Origin of the sequence: Streptomyces sp. NPDC005374 (assembly GCF_042872225.1) — a bacterium.
Taxonomy (GTDB): domain Bacteria; phylum Actinomycetota; class Actinomycetes; order Streptomycetales; family Streptomycetaceae; genus Streptomyces.
On sequence record NZ_JBIAKA010000001.1, the window covers coordinates 694,429 to 712,425 of the forward strand.

Genomic DNA, 17,997 nt, shown 5'->3' on the forward strand with positions numbered 1-17,997 from the left:
CATGGAGGTGACGCCATGGCACGGAGAGCGCTGCTCCGCACGGCGGTGAGTGCCGCCACCCTGCTCCTGCCACTGCCCCTCGTCCCGGTCGCCGCTGCCGCTGCCGCTGCCGCTCCCGATCCCGATCCGAGCGCACGCCGGCTCGCCGACCAGGCGAAGAAGAACCTTCTCGCCACCGAGTCCGTCCATCTGAAACTGACGGACCGCGGTGCGGACACCAAGACCAGCAAGACGCAGCCCACCTCGATGGACCTCACCCTCGACCGGGACGGCAACTGCACCGGCTCGATGAGGATGGGCTCCGGAGGCGGCAGCGTCGCGATCATCAAGCGGGGCGACGAGGTGTGGATGAAACCGGACACCGCGTTCTGGAAGGCGCAGGTGCCGGGCGGGCAGGGCGCCGCGGTGGCCGAGCTCTTCAAGAACCGTTACATCCACGGCTCCACGAACGACGCCATGCTGCGGGGCATGGCCGACACCTGCGATCTGACGTCCTTCCAGAAGGACATCACCGCCGACTCCTCCGACGAGGGGCGGCTGACGAAGGGCAAGGAGACGAGGGTCGACGGTACGGACGTGATTCCACTGAAGGGCACGTCGGAGGGCAACCACGTGGTCCTGTACGTCACTTCGGACTCACCGCACCGGCTGGTGCGGGCCACGCAGAAGGGTGCCGGGACCGACACGACCCTTTCTCTGTCGGACTACGGCGAACCGGTCCCGTCGAAGACTCCGTCGGCGGGCGACAGCGTGGACGTGGGGAAGCTGCAGGACGAGTTGCAGGGCGTGTGACGCGGCCGGACGCCTGCGCTTCAGTCGATCACCGCGGGGTCGCAGGCGTACGGCACACAGAAACCCGAGAGCGCGGTGGTCAGGTCACGTCTACGGCGATCACCGGTTCGGCAAGCGGCTGCGAAGACTCGCGCACTATCGCGTTTCGCCGGAAACGAGTACTGTCGCGTTCGGCCCGTCACTGAACCAACCGCCCCGGACCGCATGCGAGTTGACCCGAGGAGCCGCTGTGCCCTCCCTCCTGAACCCGATCGTCGGCCTGCTGATGCTCCGCGCGCGCATCGAGGACGACACCGTCGCCGGGCCCGACGTCCGCACCGGACGAACCGGACGACAGGTGAGCGCCCTGGCCGGTCACGGCTCCGGCTCGATCCGTCGGCGTACTCCCCGTGTCGCCACGGCCCTTCCGGTGCCGTCGAGTTGTGTGCGCCGGTACACACCGGGGCGGCGCGGGGCCGCGAGGCCGCGGTCGACGGGCAGGTGCGCCTCGGCAGACCCGGGGTGCGTTCGCGCTCCGCCCCGGCACCGCCCACCACGTCTGCGTGAGGGTGGCGACGCCTCACCGGAAAGAGGAGCCGGGTTCAGTCGCACTCCGTTTCGGCCGGGCAGAAGGAACCCAGCGCCCTGGTGAGCGGCTCGCGCACCAGGGCGGGCGTGAGGGACGCGGGGCCGGTGGCGCGGATCGCGTACAGCGTGCCGTCGGCGGCCTCGAAGCGGTGGTCGACGACCTGGCGGGCCCCGAGGTCGGAGTCGTCGTAGCGGTAGGCGAGTTCGGCCCAGGTGGTGCCGGAGGCCCGGTCGAGGACCTGGTAGCCGGGCTGACGTGAGAAGCCGTAGCCGGGGTCGTTCTCGGCCAGGTCGAGGGAGCGGGCCGGGGTGTCCTCCGCGAGCCGGAAGATCTGCAGCCGTCGGCCGTCGGCGGGGGCATCGTAGACGACGACGGGAGCGAGTTGCCCCTGCTTCTCGGTGCGGGTCCAGCCCTTCGGGACGTCGATCGTGTAGCCGACGGGGTCCTGGGCGCGGCGGTACCCGGTGGCCGTGGACGAGGAGGAGGCCGTAGAAGAGGAAGAAGGCGAGGGGGACGGGGACGAGGCGGCTGTGACGCTCGGGGTCGGACCGGCTCCGGAGCCGAGGCCGGAGCCGAGGGAGGTGTCCCGGATGAGGAACCAGACTCCGACACCGACCGACACCCCGACCAGGACGGCCACGACGAGGGCACCGAGCACGCGTCGGACCCGATGAGGCGCGGGCGGCACCCCGGGCGGAGTGGGCGGGGCCGTTCCCCAGGGAGACACCAGCGGCGACGCCTGCGTCGGCGCCGAGGACCACGGCGGCGCGACTCCCGCCCGGGGCGGGACGAACGAGGTCTGCGTCTGCGCGGACGCCCACGGCGGTGCGGTCCCCGTCTCCCCCGAGCTCCAGACCGCCCGGCCTCTCTCCTCGCTCGGTTCGTGTTCCGCTCCGGAACCGGAGCTGTCGCCGTTCCAACCGTTCATCGCGAAACCCCCGAATCACCCCACCGGGTACGGCTTCGACCGTAGGGCGAAAAACGGCCACGGGCCCCGCTCCGGAAGGAACCGGAACAGGGCCCGCGCAAGGTCGTGACAGAGCCGTCGAGAAATCTCGGTGGCGAGAACTGCTCGGTGGCGCGAACTGCTCGGTGGTGAGAACTAGATGAGGCCGAGGGCGCGGACCGCCTCGCGCTCCTCCTCCAGCTCCTTCACCGACGCGTCGATGCGGGCGCGGGAGAACTCGTTGACGTCCAGGCCCTGGACGATCTCGTAGACGCCGTCCTTGGTGGTGACGGGGAAGGACGAGATCAGGCCCTCCGGGACGCCGTAGGAACCGTCGGACGGGATGCCCATGGAGGTCCAGTCGCCGTCCGCGGTGCCGTTGACCCAGGTGTACACGTGGTCGATGGCGGCGTTGGCGGCGGACGCGGCGGAGGACGCGCCACGGGCCTCGATGATCGCGGCACCGCGCTTGGCGACGGTCGGGATGAACTCCTCGGCCAGCCACTTCTCGTCGTTGACGGTCTCGGCGGCGTTCTTGCCGGCGACCGTGGCGTGGAAGATGTCCGGGTACTGGGTGGCCGAGTGGTTGCCCCAGATCGTCAGACGCTTGATGTCGGCGACCGTGGTGCCCGTCTTCTTCGCGAGCTGGGTCAGCGCGCGGTTGTGGTCGAGGCGGGTCATCGCGGTGAAGCGCTCGGCCGGTACGTCCGGGGCGGCGGCCTGGGCGATCAGCGCGTTGGTGTTCGCCGGGTTGCCGACGACCAGGATCTTGACGTCGTCCGCGGCGTTGTCGTTGATGGCCTTGCCCTGCGGCTTGAAGATGCCGCCGTTGGCGGAGAGCAGGTCACCGCGCTCCATGCCCTTGGTGCGGGGGCGGGCGCCGACGAGCAGACCGACGTTGGTGCCGTCGAAGGCGACGTTCGGGTCGTCCGTGATGTCGATGCCCGCCAGGAGCGGGAAGGCGCAGTCGTCGAGCTCCATGGCGGTGCCCTCGGCGGCCTTCAGCGCGGGGGTGATCTCCAGGAGGCGGAGCTTGACCGGCACGTCCGCGCCGAGCAGCTGGCCGGAGGCGATGCGGAAGAGCAGGGCGTAACCGATCTGGCCGGCCGCGCCGGTGACGGTGACGTTCACGGGAGTGCGGGTCATGGCGTTCTCCGTATGACAGCTGGCGGTGGGGCGTCCCTGCCCCGGACGTTTGATCGATCTCTTGGCGTCAAGAGAGATCCAGCGGTCAGGCTATCGCGCATCCGGCACCCCGGACGTCCGGGTCCGTGTGGCCCAGCCCACAGACCCCTGTGAAAGAGGCGGCCGCCCGTCCGGGAGAGGGGGGACGAAGGCGGCCGCCGTATGGGGGTGCCGATTTTCCGGACTCCCGTGGGGGTAACGGTTCGCCTGCCCCCGATCCGGGAGTCCATGCGCACTCCCTGAAGTTTTCACCGCCCGCGGGCGCGGGGGCGTCCCGTCAGCCGGTGCACCCCTGCTGCCCGGAGGCCAGCGTCACGCATGCCTTCGCCGCGCCCGCGGCCTTCACGGCGACCATCGGCGTGTAGGCGATCGTGTCCCCGACCTCGGTGATGCTCCCGCTCTGTTCGGACACCTTCCCCGCGCTGACCTCGACCTTGTCGCCCTGTCCGGCCTGGGTGATCCGCCCCCAGGCCGCTCCGCAGGTCTTGCTGTACCGCACCTCGACGACGGTCGCGCCCACGGTCGCGGTACTGGCGGTGGTCACCAGATCCCCGCTGCATCCCATGGCCTCGGCGTCCTTCCCGGTGCATCCGGCACCACTGCACTTGACCCCGGCGGGCAGCGGGACGGACGCGCTGGCGGACGGCGACGGGGACGTGTCGGCCCGCTGGTTGCCCTTGTCCCGGCCCGGGTCGGTCAGGTAGAACACGCCGGCGACCACCACCAGCACCCCGACGACGCCCGCGAGGAACATCGTCAGCCGCCGCTTCCCCGAGCCGCCGGAACCGTCACCGGGACGCGCGTCCTGTGGTTCGCCGTACGGCCCCGGCGTCCCCGGCGTCCGCCCCGGACCGTCGGAGGAGACATCGGAGGAGACGGACGGGGGCGCAGGCGTGGGCGTGGGCCCAGCGGTCCCCGACGGCCCCTGGTACCCGGCGATGCCCCAGGAGTTGCCGCCACCGGAGGAGCCTGCGCGTGCCTCGGCGCTCTCGGCGTCCCGAGCCGGCCGGGTCTGCGCAGACGCCGCTTGCGGCGGCACCGTGGGGGCGACTCCCGCCGGCCCCGCCACCCCGGGTGTCGCCGTCGCGCTGCCGCTTCTGCGGGCCGTCCTGCTGCCCTTGGCGTTCGCGGGCGGTGCCCCGAACTCGCCGAGCGCGGCCCGCGCCTGGGAGATCCGGATGGCCTCCATGGTCATGTCGTGGCGCATCTCCGAGCGGCTCCAGGCGCGTTCGGCGAGCTCCCACATCGTGGTCAGGTGAACGGGATTGGTGCCGGTCACCTCGGCCAGGGCGACGATCGCACCCTTCGGCGCGAGCAGCCGGCCGTTGAGATACCGCTCCCAGGACGTCTTGCTGTAACCCGTGCGGTCGGCGACGGCCGCGATGCTCAGGCCGCTGCGGTCCACGAGCCGCCGCAACTGGCTGGCGAACTCCCTGACCTGCGGATCCAGTTCATCCGGCAAGGTCCTCCAACGAGGCATTGCTCCCCCCTCTTTTCCCCCGGTCGGTGCTGGCTGTTCCCCGCTCTTCCCCGTGCGCGGTGCCCTCTGCCGAGTCCCCGTTGTGGCTACCCACAAGGATGCGTCCCCTAAGGATCCCAGTTCCGTGGGTGGGGGGGCGCACTGGAGCATCGACGCGTTCGACACGTTAGCTTCGGCGTCGAACAGTCCCGTATCAAATACGCAAACTTGTCAATACATCACCACACGAGGAACACAGAGGAACACACCGGGAATAACGCCCGTCACGGCAGTTCCCGGCTCACCCTGAGATCACGGCCCCGGCGACCCCGACCACCAGCACCAGAAGAAGCAGCAGTACGGCGGAGAGCAGCAGCCGGTTCATCCCGCCGCCCTTCTCCGGAGGCGGCTCGTCCCACCACGGCAGGGTCGGGTCGTCCTCGTATCCCTCGCCCCCGGCGGCGGGTGCGGGCACCGCGGCCGGACGGGGCCAGGCCTGGACCGCCAGTTCCCAGCGCACGGCGAGACGTTCGGCGTCGGTGCCGTCGAGACCCGCGATCCGGGACAGTGCGGCGACGGCCTGGCGGGGCGGGGGCTGGGTGGCGTTGAGATAGCGGTGCCAGGAGGACTTGCTGTACGCCGTGCGGGCGCCGAGCGCGACGAGACTGAGCCCCGTGCGGTCCTTGAGCCGCCTGAGCTGCTCGACGAAGTGCCGCACCTCCGGCGGCAGATCGTCGGGCAGCGCCTGCCAGCCACTCATCGCCCACCTCCACGGCGTCCACACCTGTTCCCTGGCGATTGACGACGTCAGAGGGCTGATCGGTTCCTGGGACCGGGCCGGCTGTGGCAGGTCCCGCACACCGTGCCGGAACCGTCACCGCTGTGACACAGCCCAAGGGCAGCGGTTGAGCGGGCGGTTCACGGCGCGGGAGGCTGGGTGCTGCCGGCGGCCCGTCCCTCATCGGGGGTGGGGGCGGACCGCCGTCGTACCCGGCAGTTCAGTTGCTGCTGACCGTGAAGTGCAGGGTGTCCTTGAGGAAGGGGATCACCAGCCACGGGTTCGGCTGCACCATCATCGCCAGCAGGACGATCGCGGTGCCGAGCCCGCCGTAGGTGGCGATGTCGGTGAAGCGGGAGCGCACGGCGAGCATGCCGACGTCCGGCAGCAGCCAGCGCAGCACGGCACCGGCGAGCAGGGCGACGCCGATGAGGAGGGTGCCGACGCGGAACTGGTCCAGGGCGGTGAGCAGCAGGCCGACTCCGACCGCGGCGAGCACGGCGAGGATCGGCCACTGCCGGGCGGGTGCCGGCGCGTCCCGCGGTGCGGCCCGGCCGCCGCCCTCGGGCCGCGCGGTGTCCCGGGTGAACAGCGGAAAGCGCCGGGTCGCCCGGCGCGGCCGCCCGTCGACGTCGGGCGCGCTGATCGCGTCCCGTACGACGAGCTCGGCCTGCCCCTCGGGATCCTGCTCCTCGCCGACGCCTGGCTCCTGGGGCTCCTCGGCCCCGGCCGCCTCGGCCGCCTCCGTACCCGGTTCCCGGGACCCGCTCACGTCAGCCGACACTGCGCTCCGCCGCCTCGACCACGTTGACGAGCAGCTGGGCGCGGGTCATCGGGCCGACGCCGCCGGGGTTCGGGGAGACGAAACCGGCCACCTCGGCGACGCCGGGGTGGACGTCGCCGACGATCTTGCCCTCGGCGTTGCGGGAGACGCCGACGTCGAGGACTGCGGCGCCCGGCTTCACGTCCTCGGGGCGGATCAGGTGGGCGGAACCGGCGGCGGCGACGATGATGTCGGCGCGCTTGAGGTGCGAGGACAGGTCACGGGTGCCGGTGTGGCACTGGGTCACGGTCGCGTTCTCGCTGCGCCGCGTGAGCAGCAGGGGCATCGGGCGGCCGATGGTCACGCCACGGCCGACGACCACGACCTCGGCGCCCTTGATCTCGACGCCGTAGCGACGGAGCAGGGTGAGGACACCGTTGGGGGTGCAGGGCAGCGGCGCGGGCTCGTTCAGGACGAGACGGCCGAGGTTCATCGGGTGCAGCCCGTCCGCGTCCTTGTCCGGGTCCATGAGCTCCAGGATGCGGTTCTCGTCGATGCCCTTGGGCAGCGGCAGCTGGACGATGTAACCGGTGCACGCCGGGTCGTCGTTCAGCTCGCGGACGACGGCCTCGATCTCCTCCTGCGTGGCCGTTTCCGGCAGTTCGCGCTGGATGGAGGCGATGCCGACCTCCGCGCAGTCGCGGTGCTTGCCGGCGACGTACTTCTGGCTGCCGGGGTCGCTCCCGACGAGGATCGTGCCGAGGCCGGGCGTGACGCCCTTCTCCTTCAGCGCCGCCACGCGGGCGGTCAGATCGGACTTGATCGCGGCTGCGGTGGCCTTGCCATCGAGAATCTGGGCGGTCATGTCCCCATCCTCGCGGATGAACCGGTCCCGGTTCCAATCCGGGTGCCACCGGAGCCCTGTCCAAGATCGGCCAGGTTGCACTTGCACAACACATATGGAATGCCGCTGGACAACAACACACCGCCCTAGAACGATGTGTGGCGCAGTGTCGCGGTGGGTGTTCGGGGGCAAACCGCTCAGACCATGACGTTCCTCCGCGCAGTCCGCATTTTGTCCCCAGCTCGGTCGACGGAGGATCACCATGAGTTTCGGCTCGCCCAACAACCCTTACGGACAGCCGCAGGACCCCAACCAGCAGCCCCAGCAGCAGCCCGGCTACGGCTACCCCCAGCAGCCGCAGCAGCCGCAGCCCCAGCAGCCCGGTTACGGCTACCCGCAGCAGGCCCCGCAGGGTGTGCCGCCGCAGCAGGGCTACCCGCAGCAGCCCGGTTACGGCTACCCGCAGGCGCCGCAGGTCCCGGCCTCGGCGTACGGCTACCCGCAGCAGCCCGGCTACGGGGCGCAGCCCCCGTACGCGAACTGGGGCCAGCGCTTCCTCGGCACCCTGGTCGACGGGCTCGTCTTCGCGGTCCCGTACATCCTCGTCATCGTCGGCAGCAACGCCGAAAACGGGGCCCTGGTGGCGATCGGCGGCATCGCGCTGTTGGGTCTCGCGATCTACCAGCTGATCATCGAGGGCAAGAACGGCCAGACGCTCGGCAAGAAGGCGCTCGGCATCCGGCTGGTGCGGGAGAGCGACGGGCAGCCCCTCGGTGTCGGCATGGCCTTCGTCCGCCGTCTCGCGCACTTCCTGGACAGCATCGCCTGCTACCTCGGCTGGCTGTGGCCGGCCTGGGACGCCAAGCGTCAGACCTTCGCCGACAAGGTCTGCTCGTCCATCGTCATCCGGACGAACTGAGCGCCGCTTCACCACAATTGACGGCGGATCGCCACGTCGCCTTCTCGCCATACTTTCCCCGGGGCCGTGTCACGTCGTGACACGGCCCCGGGGCGTCACCCACCCTGGCTCCTAGAAAAGCGGGGACGGGGAGACGAGCCGTGTACAGCATCATCGTGGTACCTCCGCCGACCACGGAGGACCGGAACCGGAGTACGCCCACCCAGGTGCGGCTCGCCCCCGGCGAGCGGCTGACCTTCGGACGCGGCACCGCCTGCGCGGTGCGCATCCCCCATGAGGGGGTGTCCCGCAGAGCCGGCGAGATCACCGCGCAGGGCGCGTTCTGGGCACTGAGCAACCTGTCCGGGCGCCAGACGTACGTCGTGGAGAACCCGGAGGGCGCGGGCGAGCACATCAAGGTCGGGCCGGGGCGCCTGGAGGCGCCGGTCCCCTTCGAGTTCTCGCGGATCGTGCTGCCGGCCTCGGGCGACCTGATCGCCATCGACGTGTGGGCGCCGCGCCACGACTACCTGCGCGACGCCGGCGACATCGAGGGGACGGCCACCGCGCCCGCCTTCTCCGTCGACCGCTCCAAGCGGTACTTCGCGGTCCTGGCCGCCCTCTGCGAACCCCGGCTGCGCGGCGAACCGCACGCCCCGCTGCCCACCGTGGACCAGGTGGTCGAGCGGCTGCGCCCCAACTGGGCTGCCGCGTCCCGCACTTCCGTGCAGTGGAACATCGACTACCTGGCGGTGAAGCTGCGCCTCAAACCGGGCCCGGACAAGGCCGACCCGGGCCCCCGGCTGAACGGCAAGAAGGAGTCCCTGGTCTCCCTCGCGCTCCGCTTCGACCTGGTCCGCGAGGAGGACCTGACGGTGCTGACGGGACCCGGCGGGGTGGCCCGGTGACCGAGCCGTACGCCGTGCCGGTCCCCCGGGGCTACCGGGTCGGCGGCTGGGAGGTGCGCGAGCCGATCGCCACCGGTGCCTTCGGGAGCGTGTACGAGGGGCGCCGGCGGGACGGCGAGCCCGCCGTGGCCGCCCTGAAGTTCCTGCCGACGGGCACCGGGACCCCCCGCCAGCTGACCCACCTGCGCGAACTGGTCGAGCGCGAGGTGGCGTTGTACCGCCGGCTCAGACGCCCCCGGCTGATCCGGATGTACGACACCCTCGTCGTCGACGACCCGGAGCGCCCGGAGCTGGACGGCGCCACCGTCCTCGTACTGGAGAGGGCGCAGACCTCCCTGTCGGCTCTGCTGTCCACCGTGCCCCGTCCGCCGGCCGGCCCCGCCCTGCTAGCCCAGATCTGCGAGGGACTGGCCCAGCTGCACCGCGCGCACTGGGTGCACGGCGACCTGAAACCCGCCAACGTGCTTGTGATGCCGGACGGTTCGGCCCGGCTCGCCGACTTCAACATGGCCGCGGAGCTGGAGGGCACCCACGCCTACACACCCGCCTTCTCCACACCCGACTACACCCCGCCGGAACTCCTGTGGGCGGAGATCGGCGAACGCGGCCGCCGGATCCGCCCCTCCGCCGACATCTGGGCCTTCGGCGTCCTCGCCCACCTGGTCCTCACCGGCAGCTTCCCGCTGCCCGGCGGCACCCCGACGGCCCGCAGGGACGCGGCCGCCGCCTACGCCCGCGGCACCGACGACCTGCGGCTGTCCCCCGAACTCCCCGACGACTGGCGGGAGATCATCCGCGACTGCCTCACCCGCACACACGCCGAACGCGTCAGTGTCGAGCCCCTGCTGCGCCGCGTCGAGACCGCCGCCGGGACCGCCCGCTCGCCCCGCCCCCTCTTCCCGGGCCGCCCCCGCCGTACGACGGTCGCGGCGGCCCTGCTCGCCACCGCCGCGGTGGCCGGCCTCGGGTACGGCATCAGCGCCTGGACCTCCGGCTCCGGCGACGACGGCCGTGCCGCCTCCGGTACGGCGACGGTCTCGCCCGCGGCCTACGGCGCCGCCGAACTCCGTACGGACCAAGGTGTCCCGGCCGCGTTGCGAGTGCTGATCGTCGAGTCGGCGCACGACTGCGCCCAGCAGGACGTCACCCCGGCCCTGATCGCCGCCATGCTCAAGACGGAGAGCGACTTCGACCCGGACCTCTCGGATCCGGTCAACGACGAGTACGGCATCGCCCGTTGGACCCCGCGGGTACTGCGGTTCTGGATGAACGCGGACGGCACGCCCGCGGACACCGTCCCCGCCCCGCCCTTCCCGCCCGCCGAGTCCATCCCCGCGATGGGCCGTTACCTGTGCTGGATCGCGCCCCGCCTGGACGCCGGTCTGCGGGGCGACCGGCGGGTGCTGATCGCCGCCGCCTACCGGACGTCGTACCAGAAGGTGAACGAGGCGGGCGGGGTGCCCGCGAAGAACCACGACTACGCGACCCGGATCGCGCGACACCTCAAGGAGTACACGCCGCCCGGCGCGAAGTGACCCTGAGACCTCTCAGGTACCCCCGCGCGGGCCGGCCGGGGACGGTGGTGGACACACCGCTTCGGCGGCACCACCGAGATCCACCTGGGGGTATCGACGTGAACATCACCAAGCCCGCCGCACTGCTGCTCGCGGCCGGGGCACTGGTCGCCGGCTCCGCCACCGCGGCGACCGCGGCCGCACCCGACTCACGGGAGGGCGCCGCACCGGCCGGCACCCGCGTGACCGCCGTCGCGGACGGCAACCGGGACTGGGCGGCACCGGCCGACCGGGACCTCTCCACCCCGGACGGCACCCGCGTCACCGGCGTCCGGCCCGACGGCACCCGGGTCACCTGACCCGGCCCACGAACGCGCGGTCTCCGGCCCTTTCGGGGGAGGGCCGGAGACCGCGCCCGCCCGGGCCGGCGACAACAAGCCGCGCGAAGTGGCTGATTCCGGTGATGATCCACGCCGTGATCGGTACGAGGTGCAGGGCCGGGTTCCGCACCCCGGTACCGCCGTATTCCGACCGCTCCCCCGCACCGGGCGATAGCCTCTCCCCGTCAACTGACGTGACGTGAGAGCACGTTGTGAACGAAGAGGCAGGTCGGGGGCCGTGAACGACATATCGGCGGTCGGTGACACCGCGCTACGGCAGGTGGGTGCGGCCCCGCTGCTGCCCGCCGATCCCGGGCGGATCGGACCGTACGTCCCGCTCGGGCTGCTCGGCAGCGGCGGCATGGGGCGGGTCTACCTGGCCCGGCACGCCGACGACAGCCCGGGCCTCGCCGCCGTGAAGGTGATCCGGCCCGAGTACGCCGAAGGTCCGGACTTCCGGCGGCGGTTCGAGCGGGAGGCCGCCGTGCACGGGCGGGTCCGGACACCGCGCGCACCGCACCTGATCGGCACCGGATTCGACGACACGCTGCTGTGGATGGCCACCGAGTACCTGCCCGGCCTCGGCCTCGGCGACGCCGTCCGCGAGTGCGGGCCGTTGGAACCGGCCGGGGTGTGGCGGCTGGTGGCGGAACTCGGTGAGGCGCTGTCGGCGCTGACCGCCGCCGGGGTGGTGCACCGGGATCTCAAGCCGTCCAACGTGATCCTGTCTCCGCGGGGCGCGCACGTCATCGACTTCGGCATCTCACGCGCCGCCGACAGCAGCGCGATCACCACGACCGGCAACCGGGTCGGCACGCCCGCGTACATGGCGCCCGAGTATCTGCGCGAGGGCCGCTGCGACGCCGTCTCCGACGTCTTCTCCCTCGGCTGCACCCTCGTCCACGCCGCCACCGGGCACGCCCCCTTCGGTGACGGGACCGGCGTGGACGTCATGCACCGGGTCGCCTTCGAGGCCCCCGATGCCGAGGTCATGGCCGAACTCGCGGACATGGACCCCGCGTTGGCCACCCTGCTGGCCGCCTGCCTCGACAAGGACCCTGCCCGACGGCCCGCCCCTCGGCAGCTGACCGACGCCGCCACGGCCGCCGGGCACGACCGCGCCGCCCACTGGCAGGAACCACTGGCCTCCCGGCTCCTGGACCGGCAGCAGGGGTGCGCGGTGCTGGAGGGTGTGTCCGTGCGGCGGAGCGGCGAATCCCGCACGCCCATGGAGCCGGTGATCGCACCTGTTCCCGCCCCGGCGGGCGCCGGGAACGGCAGGCGGAGGAGGCCCTTGCTGGCCGCCGTCGCCGGCATCGCCGTCGGGGCCGTGGCCGTCGGGGCCTTCCTGCTCACCCGGCCGGGCCTCGACTCCCCGGCCGCCGCCGCCCCGACGTCCGTAGGCAGCAGCAGCGCCGCCGCATCCGCCTCTCCCCGGCCCAGCGTCTCCGCCTCGCCCTCCGGCAAGGACGACGGCAAGGGCGACGGCAAGAAGAAGGACGCGGGCGAGAAGGACACCGGCCGGGGAAGCGGCAGCGAGCCCGGGAGCACTCCGTCCGCGACCGCCACCCACGCCGGCGGCAGCACGGGCGCGAACACGGGTACGGGAACAGGTACAGGCAGCAGCACCGCTCCCACCCCCACCGCCACGGTCACCAAGACCGCGGCGCCCCCGGCCACCCCCGCCTGGATCTCCGGCTGCACCTACTACTCCGGCACCGAACTCACCGACTACGGCGACAAGGGCCAGCGGGTCGTCCAGGTGCAGTGCATGCTGACCAAGCGCGGCTACAGCGTGGGCGGTTCGGGCGTGGACGGCGAGTTCGGCAAGGACACCCAGTCCGCGGTCAAGCAGTTCCAGAGCGCCAAGGGGCTCGAGGTGGACGGCCAGGTGGGGCCCAACACCTGGGCGGCGCTACGCAGTTCCACGTAGCGCCGCCCAGGTCGGTGTTTCCGGTTCCGTCAGTGGAAGAAGTGCCGCGTCCCCGTGAAGTACATGGTGACGCCCGCCTTCTTCGCGGCCTCGACGACGAGTTCGTCGCGGACCGAACCGCCGGGCTGGACAACGGCCTTCACACCGGCCTCCAGGAGGACCTCCAGACCGTCCGGGAACGGGAAGAAGGCGTCCGACGCGGCGTACGAGCCCTGCGCGCGCTCGGCACCGGCACGCTCGACGGCCAGCTTCGCGGAGTCGACCCGGTTGACCTGCCCCATGCCGACGCCCACCGAGGCGCCGTCCTTGGCGAGGAGGATGGCGTTGGACTTGACGGCCCGGCAGGCCCGCCAGGCGAAGGCCAGGTCGCCGAGCTCGTCCGCGCTCAGCGCCTCGCCGGTCGCCAGGGTCCAGTTCGCCGGGTCGTCGCCCTCGGCCTGGAGGCGGTCGGTGACCTGGAGGAGCGCGCCGCCGTCGATGGGCTTGACCTCGGCGGGGTGCGCGGGCGCGGCCGGGGCCTTCAGGACGCGGATGTTCTTCTTCCTGGCGAGGGCTTCGAGGGCGCCGTCCTCGTAGTCGGGCGCGACGATGACCTCGGTGAAGATCTCGGCGACCTGCTCGGCCATCTCCTTGCTGACGGGCCGGTTGACGGCGATGACCCCGCCGAACGCCGACAGCGGGTCACACGCGTGTGCCTTGCGGTGTGCCTCGGCGACGTCCGAACCCACCGCGATACCGCAGGGGTTGGCGTGCTTGATGATCGCGACGGCCGGCTCGGCGTGGTCGTACGCGGCACGGCGGGCGGCGTCCGTGTCCGTGTAGTTGTTGTACGACATCTCCTTGCCGTGCAGCTGCTCGGCCTCGGCGAGACCGACACCCGTGCCGTCGACGTAGAGCGCGGCGGGCTGGTGCGGGTTCTCGCCGTAGCGCAGGGTGCTCTTGCGCTCCAGGGCCGCGGCGATGAACTCGGGGAAGGGAGACTCGTCGGCGGGGGCGTAGGCGCTCGCGAACCAGCTCGACACCGCGATGTCGTACTCGGCGGTGTGCCGGAAGGCCTCGGCGGCGAGCCGCTTGCGGACGGCGAGGTCGAAGCCGCCGTCCTTGACCGCGGCGAGGACGTCCGCGTACCGGGCGGGGCTGGTGACCACGGCGACCGACGGGTGGTTCTTGGCGGCGGCACGCACCATGGACGGGCCGCCGATGTCGATCTGCTCGACGCACTCGTCGGGGGCGGCACCGGAGGCGACGGTCTCGCGGAAGGGGTAGAGGTTGACGACGACGAGGTCGAACGGCTCGACACCCAGCTCCGCGAGCTGCTCACGGTGGCTTTCGAGGCGCAGGTCGGCGAGGATCCCGGCGTGCACCCGCGGGTGCAGGGTCTTGACCCGGCCGTCCAGGCACTCGGGGAAGCCGGTGAGCTCCTCGACCTTGGTGACGGGGACACCGGCGGCGGCGATACGGCCCGCGGTGGACCCGGTGGAGACGAGTTCGACGCCGGCTTCGTGCAGCCCGCGGGCGAGCTCTTCGAGGCCGGTCTTGTCGTAGACGCTGACGAGCGCGCGACGGATGGCCCGCTTGCCGTTCTCGATGCTCTCGGCGGTCACTGGATAACTACCTTTCGTCCCTCAATGCGATAGCCGTTGCGGGCGAGCCGCCCCACGACCTCGACGAGCAGTCTTCGCTCGACTTCCTTGATGCGCTCGTGCAGAGCGCTCTCGTCGTCCTCGTCCCGGATCTCCACCACGCCCTGGGCGATGATCGGACCGGTGTCGACGCCGTCGTCGACGAAGTGGACGGTGCAGCCGGTGACCCTGGCTCCGTACGCGAGCGCGTCGCGCACTCCGTGGGCCCCCGGAAAACTGGGCAGCAGCGCGGGGTGGGTGTTCACGAACCGCCCGCCGAAGCGCGCGAGGAACTCCTTGCCCACGATCTTCATGAACCCGGCGGACACCACGAGGTCGGGTTCGTGGGCGGAGACGGCCTCGGTGAGGGCGGTGTCCCACTCCTCGCGGCTGCCGTGGTCCTTCACCCTGCACACGAAGGTCGGCAGCCCGGCCCGCTCGGCCCGCGCGAGCCCCTCGATGTTGTCGCGGTCGGCGCCGACGGCGACGATCTCGGCGCCGTACGCCTCGGGCCCGGTCGTCGCGATGCCGTCAAGGAGCGCCTGGAGGTTCGTACCGGATCCGGAGACCAGCACGACCAGTCGCTTGACCGGCTCGGCCTGCTCGGCCACGGGCTTGGCGGCCACGGCGGGGCCCTTTCTCGGGGGAGCGTTTGTAGGGTCGTACGAATGCTTCGGGCCCCGGGATACGGGGAAGTCTACGAAGCGGCCGAACGTCAGCAACGATACCGGCACACCGGAAGGCCCCCACGGGACGGGGGCGTGGCCGGAAGGTAGCGTCTGGGAGGGACCGGTCCGGGAACGCGGGTGGCGTGCGCTGCGTTCACGGGATGACGGCCCGCGTCGGCGGGCCGGTCGAACCGTTCCCGTTCGATGCGCGTAGCCATGCAAGTCACATCCTTCAAGGGGAAGACGCTCACTTGATGTCGGACCGCAGCCTGCGACTCCTCACGCTCCCCCAGCAGTCGGTGCAGGGAGGGGAGCGCAGCGGCATGCTGCTGCGGGAGCAGCCCGCCTCGCCGCCGGACGCACCCTCGGAGCCTTCCGGCAAGAAGAACGGCGACGGCCTGGGCGGTACGGCCGACGAGGACAACCCCTTCGCCCCGCCGCCCGAGGGCACCCCGGACCGCCCGTGGCAGCCGCGGCGCCCCGAGGGCTCGGACGGCTCGGACGGCGGTCAGGGCGGCGGAAACGGCGGCTACACCCCGTGGGGCAGTCAGTGGAGTGACCGCCAGCCGGGCCGGTCCGGCGGCGGCTTCGGCGAGCGCCCGGGCGCCGGTCCCGGCGGCGGTCCGGAAAGCCAGGGCAACGCGGGTCCGAGCCAGCGCTGGGATCCGACGGACCCCGCCCAGCGTCACGCCCGCTACGCACTGCTCTGCGGTATGTGGGCCTTCTTCTTCGCTCTGTTCGGCTGGCCGTACGTGGCCCTGCTGCTGGGCGCTCCGGCCCTGTACTGGGCCATCAGCGCCCTGCGCGCCAAGCCCCCGGCCGCCGACCCCGACACCCCGGCCCCGCCCCAGTCGGCCCGCCCCCAGACCACGGCGGCGGTGAGCGGCCTGGTCACGGCCTCCCTGGCCATCGTCCTGGTGGCCAGCGGTTTCATCATGCAGCTCGTGTACAGCGACTACTACACCTGCCGGAGCGACGCCCTCACCAACGCGGCGCAGCAGTCCTGCTCGGACCTGCTCCCGAAGGGACTGCGCAACCTGCCCGGCATGGACAGCTGACACAGGGCCGCCGTCGGCGGCTCAGTCGGTGGCCGTGGGCTTGTGGACGGGCTCTTCCAGTGGCGTGGACGCCTCCTTCAGCGCCGCCCAGCGGTTCTCGCGTGACACGTCGTCGTACCAGGGCGCCGGCGAGGGCTCCGTCCCCGCCGAGGGCGTGATGGGCAGGAAGTCGTACGGCTCGTAGGCGTCGTCCTGGTCGAAGGCGTTGTTCCGGTCGTGGGCGTCGTCCTGGTCGTGGGTGGTGTCCGGGTTGCCGGAGAGGGTGTCCTGGGGGACGGGCGTCTTCGCCGTGCCGGTTCCGGGCGCGGCCGCCTTCTTCCGTCGCGGGAGCCGGTTCCGCACCCCGCCCCGGGTCCGGCAGCGCCAGGCCCGCACCCCCAGGGCGACCGGCACTCCCACCCCCGCGAGCCATGCCAGCACCGCCCCGCCCACCTGCCACCACACCGGTCCGAACCGGGCCAGCGCGCCCACCCCCAGCGGCCCTCCCGCCGACGCGGCCAGCACGGCGGCCCCCGTCGCGCACAGCACCGCCGCCCACCACGCGGTACCCGCCGTCCGCCCCCGCGACCAGGCAGCGCCTTCCCCGCCCGCGCTCCCGGCCTGCCCCGCGAACCAGCCCGCCACCACCCCGGCCAGCACCGGTACCACCCCGGCCGCCCAGTGCGCCGGCCCTCCGATCCCCGCCTGCGGCACCGCCGCCAGCAACGGGAACGGCGGCAACAGCGGCGCGGGATCCGACGACAGCGGTGCCACGACGTGCCCGGCGCCGAGGACGAACCCGGGGCCGGCGGAGTAGCCCACCGCCCATACCGCCGCGTTCGGCACCAGCGCCAGACAGAGGAGCAGTACGGCGAACCGGCCCGACCACCCCTCCGTCAGCTGGAGGAACGACCCGCGCGTGGCCCCACCGTGCACCACCAGCGAGACCCCCAGCAGCACCGCGCCGCCCCCGACGAGCACCGCCGCCCCGGCCCCCGCGGACCGCGCCGCGGCACCGAGCCGCGCTCTCGCCTCCGGCCCGAGGACGAGCCGGCGTGCTCCCGCGGGCAGCAGCACCAGTACGGCGTCCACCGCCTCGGAGGGGCGGCCGTACGCCGTCCACACCCCGGCCCCGGCCCCAGCCATGACGAGGGCCGGCAGGCACACGCAGGTCCACGGCCAGGAGGGCCGCAGCATCCCGCCGGACGCGTACAGGGCGGCGGCCGCGCCGACGGCGAGGTACCCGATCACGACCCCGGCCCACGCCGTCCGCGCCGGCACCAGGGGCAGCTCCTCGTCCCCGCCGGCCGCGTCCCGCGCCGCCCGGTGCACCAGCCACGACGGCAGCGCGAGCAGCAGCAGGGGGGTGAGGCCGACGGGCGCCGGAACACCGGAGAGCGTGTCCGCGCGGACCAGTTCGGCGCCGTGCGCCAGCAGCCACAGGGCCGCGGCCACGTGCAGCGCGCCGCCCGGACCGCTGTCGGGGTACGGCGAACTGATCCACAGCACGATCACGAGCACGGCGAACGAACCGAGCCCCAGCCCGGCGGCCACCGCACCACCCAGGAGGCCGGCGGCCAGGCCGGGAGTCCGGTCACGCAACCGGACGAGCAGGGGCGACAACGACGTGCGGCGAGCGGTCATCTGGGTCACGACCGCCATGCTCCCAACGACACGCGCTTTCTCGTCGTAACAGGCGAAC

16 protein-coding genes are annotated in these 17,997 nt (G+C 72.4%); 7 read left to right on the plus strand and 9 right to left on the minus strand.

The window, feature by feature from the left end:
• The first annotated feature begins 15 nt into the window (after positions 1-15).
• A complete protein-coding gene (locus ACFYRX_RS03305; RefSeq protein WP_389096151.1) occupies positions 16-792 on the plus strand; it encodes a hypothetical protein in 777 nt (258 codons plus the stop codon).
• A 581-nt stretch (positions 793-1,373) separates the two neighbouring features.
• Here the strand turns inward: ACFYRX_RS03305 and ACFYRX_RS03310 are convergent.
• The 6 genes from ACFYRX_RS03310 to ACFYRX_RS03335 all read right to left on the minus strand — a co-directional run bounded on the left by ACFYRX_RS03310 (position 1,374) and on the right by ACFYRX_RS03335 (position 7,356).
• Positions 1,374-2,018, minus strand: coding sequence for a hypothetical protein (locus ACFYRX_RS03310; protein WP_389096152.1), 645 nt, complete (start codon positions 2,016-2,018; stop codon positions 1,374-1,376).
• Positions 2,019-2,462: 444 nt separating this feature from the next.
• Positions 2,463-3,452: a malate dehydrogenase gene (locus ACFYRX_RS03315; RefSeq protein WP_328749834.1), complete on the minus strand. Its 990-nt coding sequence runs from the start codon at positions 3,450-3,452 to the stop codon at positions 2,463-2,465.
• A gap of 316 nt (positions 3,453-3,768) precedes the next feature.
• Positions 3,769-4,971 (minus strand): DUF2690 domain-containing protein, encoded by a 1,203-nt coding sequence (locus ACFYRX_RS03320; RefSeq protein ID WP_389096154.1) that lies wholly within the window; start codon positions 4,969-4,971, stop codon positions 3,769-3,771.
• A gap of 280 nt (positions 4,972-5,251) precedes the next feature.
• The gene (locus ACFYRX_RS03325) at positions 5,252-5,710 is read right to left on the minus strand and encodes a helix-turn-helix domain-containing protein (protein WP_389096156.1); all 459 of its coding nucleotides are present in this window, start codon (positions 5,708-5,710) and stop codon (positions 5,252-5,254) included.
• 238 nt (positions 5,711-5,948) lie between these two features.
• On the minus strand, positions 5,949-6,374 hold the full coding sequence (locus ACFYRX_RS03330) for a DUF3017 domain-containing protein (RefSeq protein ID WP_389096920.1): 426 nt from the start codon (positions 6,372-6,374) through the stop codon (positions 5,949-5,951).
• Positions 6,375-6,501: 127 nt separating this feature from the next.
• Entirely contained in the window at positions 6,502-7,356 is an 855-nt protein-coding gene (locus ACFYRX_RS03335; RefSeq protein ID WP_389096157.1) for a bifunctional methylenetetrahydrofolate dehydrogenase/methenyltetrahydrofolate cyclohydrolase, read from the minus strand.
• 241 nt (positions 7,357-7,597) lie between these two features.
• Between ACFYRX_RS03335 and ACFYRX_RS03340 the strand changes: the two genes are divergently transcribed.
• The 5 genes from ACFYRX_RS03340 to ACFYRX_RS03360 all read left to right on the plus strand — a co-directional run bounded on the left by ACFYRX_RS03340 (position 7,598) and on the right by ACFYRX_RS03360 (position 12,968).
• Positions 7,598-8,254, plus strand: a complete 657-nt coding sequence (locus ACFYRX_RS03340; RefSeq protein ID WP_389096159.1) for an RDD family protein — start codon at positions 7,598-7,600, stop codon at positions 8,252-8,254.
• 140 nt (positions 8,255-8,394) lie between these two features.
• Positions 8,395-9,141, plus strand: a complete 747-nt coding sequence (locus ACFYRX_RS03345) for an FHA domain-containing protein (RefSeq protein ID WP_389096161.1) — start codon at positions 8,395-8,397, stop codon at positions 9,139-9,141.
• Positions 9,138-10,676: a serine/threonine protein kinase gene (locus tag ACFYRX_RS03350; protein WP_389096163.1), complete on the plus strand. Its 1,539-nt coding sequence runs from the start codon at positions 9,138-9,140 to the stop codon at positions 10,674-10,676. The genes ACFYRX_RS03345 and ACFYRX_RS03350 overlap by 4 nt, the downstream gene beginning before the upstream one ends.
• 98 nt (positions 10,677-10,774) lie before the next feature.
• The gene (locus ACFYRX_RS03355) at positions 10,775-11,014 is read left to right on the plus strand and encodes a hypothetical protein (RefSeq protein ID WP_389096165.1); all 240 of its coding nucleotides are present in this window, start codon (positions 10,775-10,777) and stop codon (positions 11,012-11,014) included.
• 259 nt (positions 11,015-11,273) lie between these two features.
• Positions 11,274-12,968, plus strand: coding sequence for a protein kinase (locus tag ACFYRX_RS03360; protein ID WP_389096167.1), 1,695 nt, complete (start codon positions 11,274-11,276; stop codon positions 12,966-12,968).
• A 29-nt stretch (positions 12,969-12,997) separates the two neighbouring features.
• Here ACFYRX_RS03360 and purH read toward each other — a convergent pair whose 3' ends face one another.
• Both purH and purN read right to left on the minus strand, forming a co-directional pair.
• A complete protein-coding gene (gene purH, locus ACFYRX_RS03365) occupies positions 12,998-14,572 on the minus strand; it encodes a bifunctional phosphoribosylaminoimidazolecarboxamide formyltransferase/IMP cyclohydrolase (RefSeq protein WP_389096168.1) in 1,575 nt (524 codons plus the stop codon).
• The gene (purN, locus tag ACFYRX_RS03370; RefSeq protein ID WP_389096170.1) at positions 14,569-15,216 is read right to left on the minus strand and encodes a phosphoribosylglycinamide formyltransferase; all 648 of its coding nucleotides are present in this window, start codon (positions 15,214-15,216) and stop codon (positions 14,569-14,571) included. The genes purH and purN overlap by 4 nt, the downstream gene beginning before the upstream one ends.
• Positions 15,217-15,512: 296 nt before the next feature.
• Here purN and ACFYRX_RS03375 point away from each other — a divergent pair, with 296 nt between their 5' ends.
• Positions 15,513-16,316 carry a hypothetical protein gene (locus ACFYRX_RS03375; RefSeq protein WP_389096171.1) on the plus strand — a complete coding sequence of 268 codons (804 nt, stop codon included), beginning with the start codon at positions 15,513-15,515 and terminating at the stop codon, positions 16,314-16,316.
• A gap of 21 nt (positions 16,317-16,337) precedes the next feature.
• Here the strand turns inward: ACFYRX_RS03375 and ACFYRX_RS03380 are convergent, their stop codons facing one another.
• A complete protein-coding gene (locus ACFYRX_RS03380; protein ID WP_389096173.1) occupies positions 16,338-17,957 on the minus strand; it encodes a DUF6350 family protein in 1,620 nt (539 codons plus the stop codon).
• Positions 17,958-17,997: the final 40 nt, after the last annotated feature.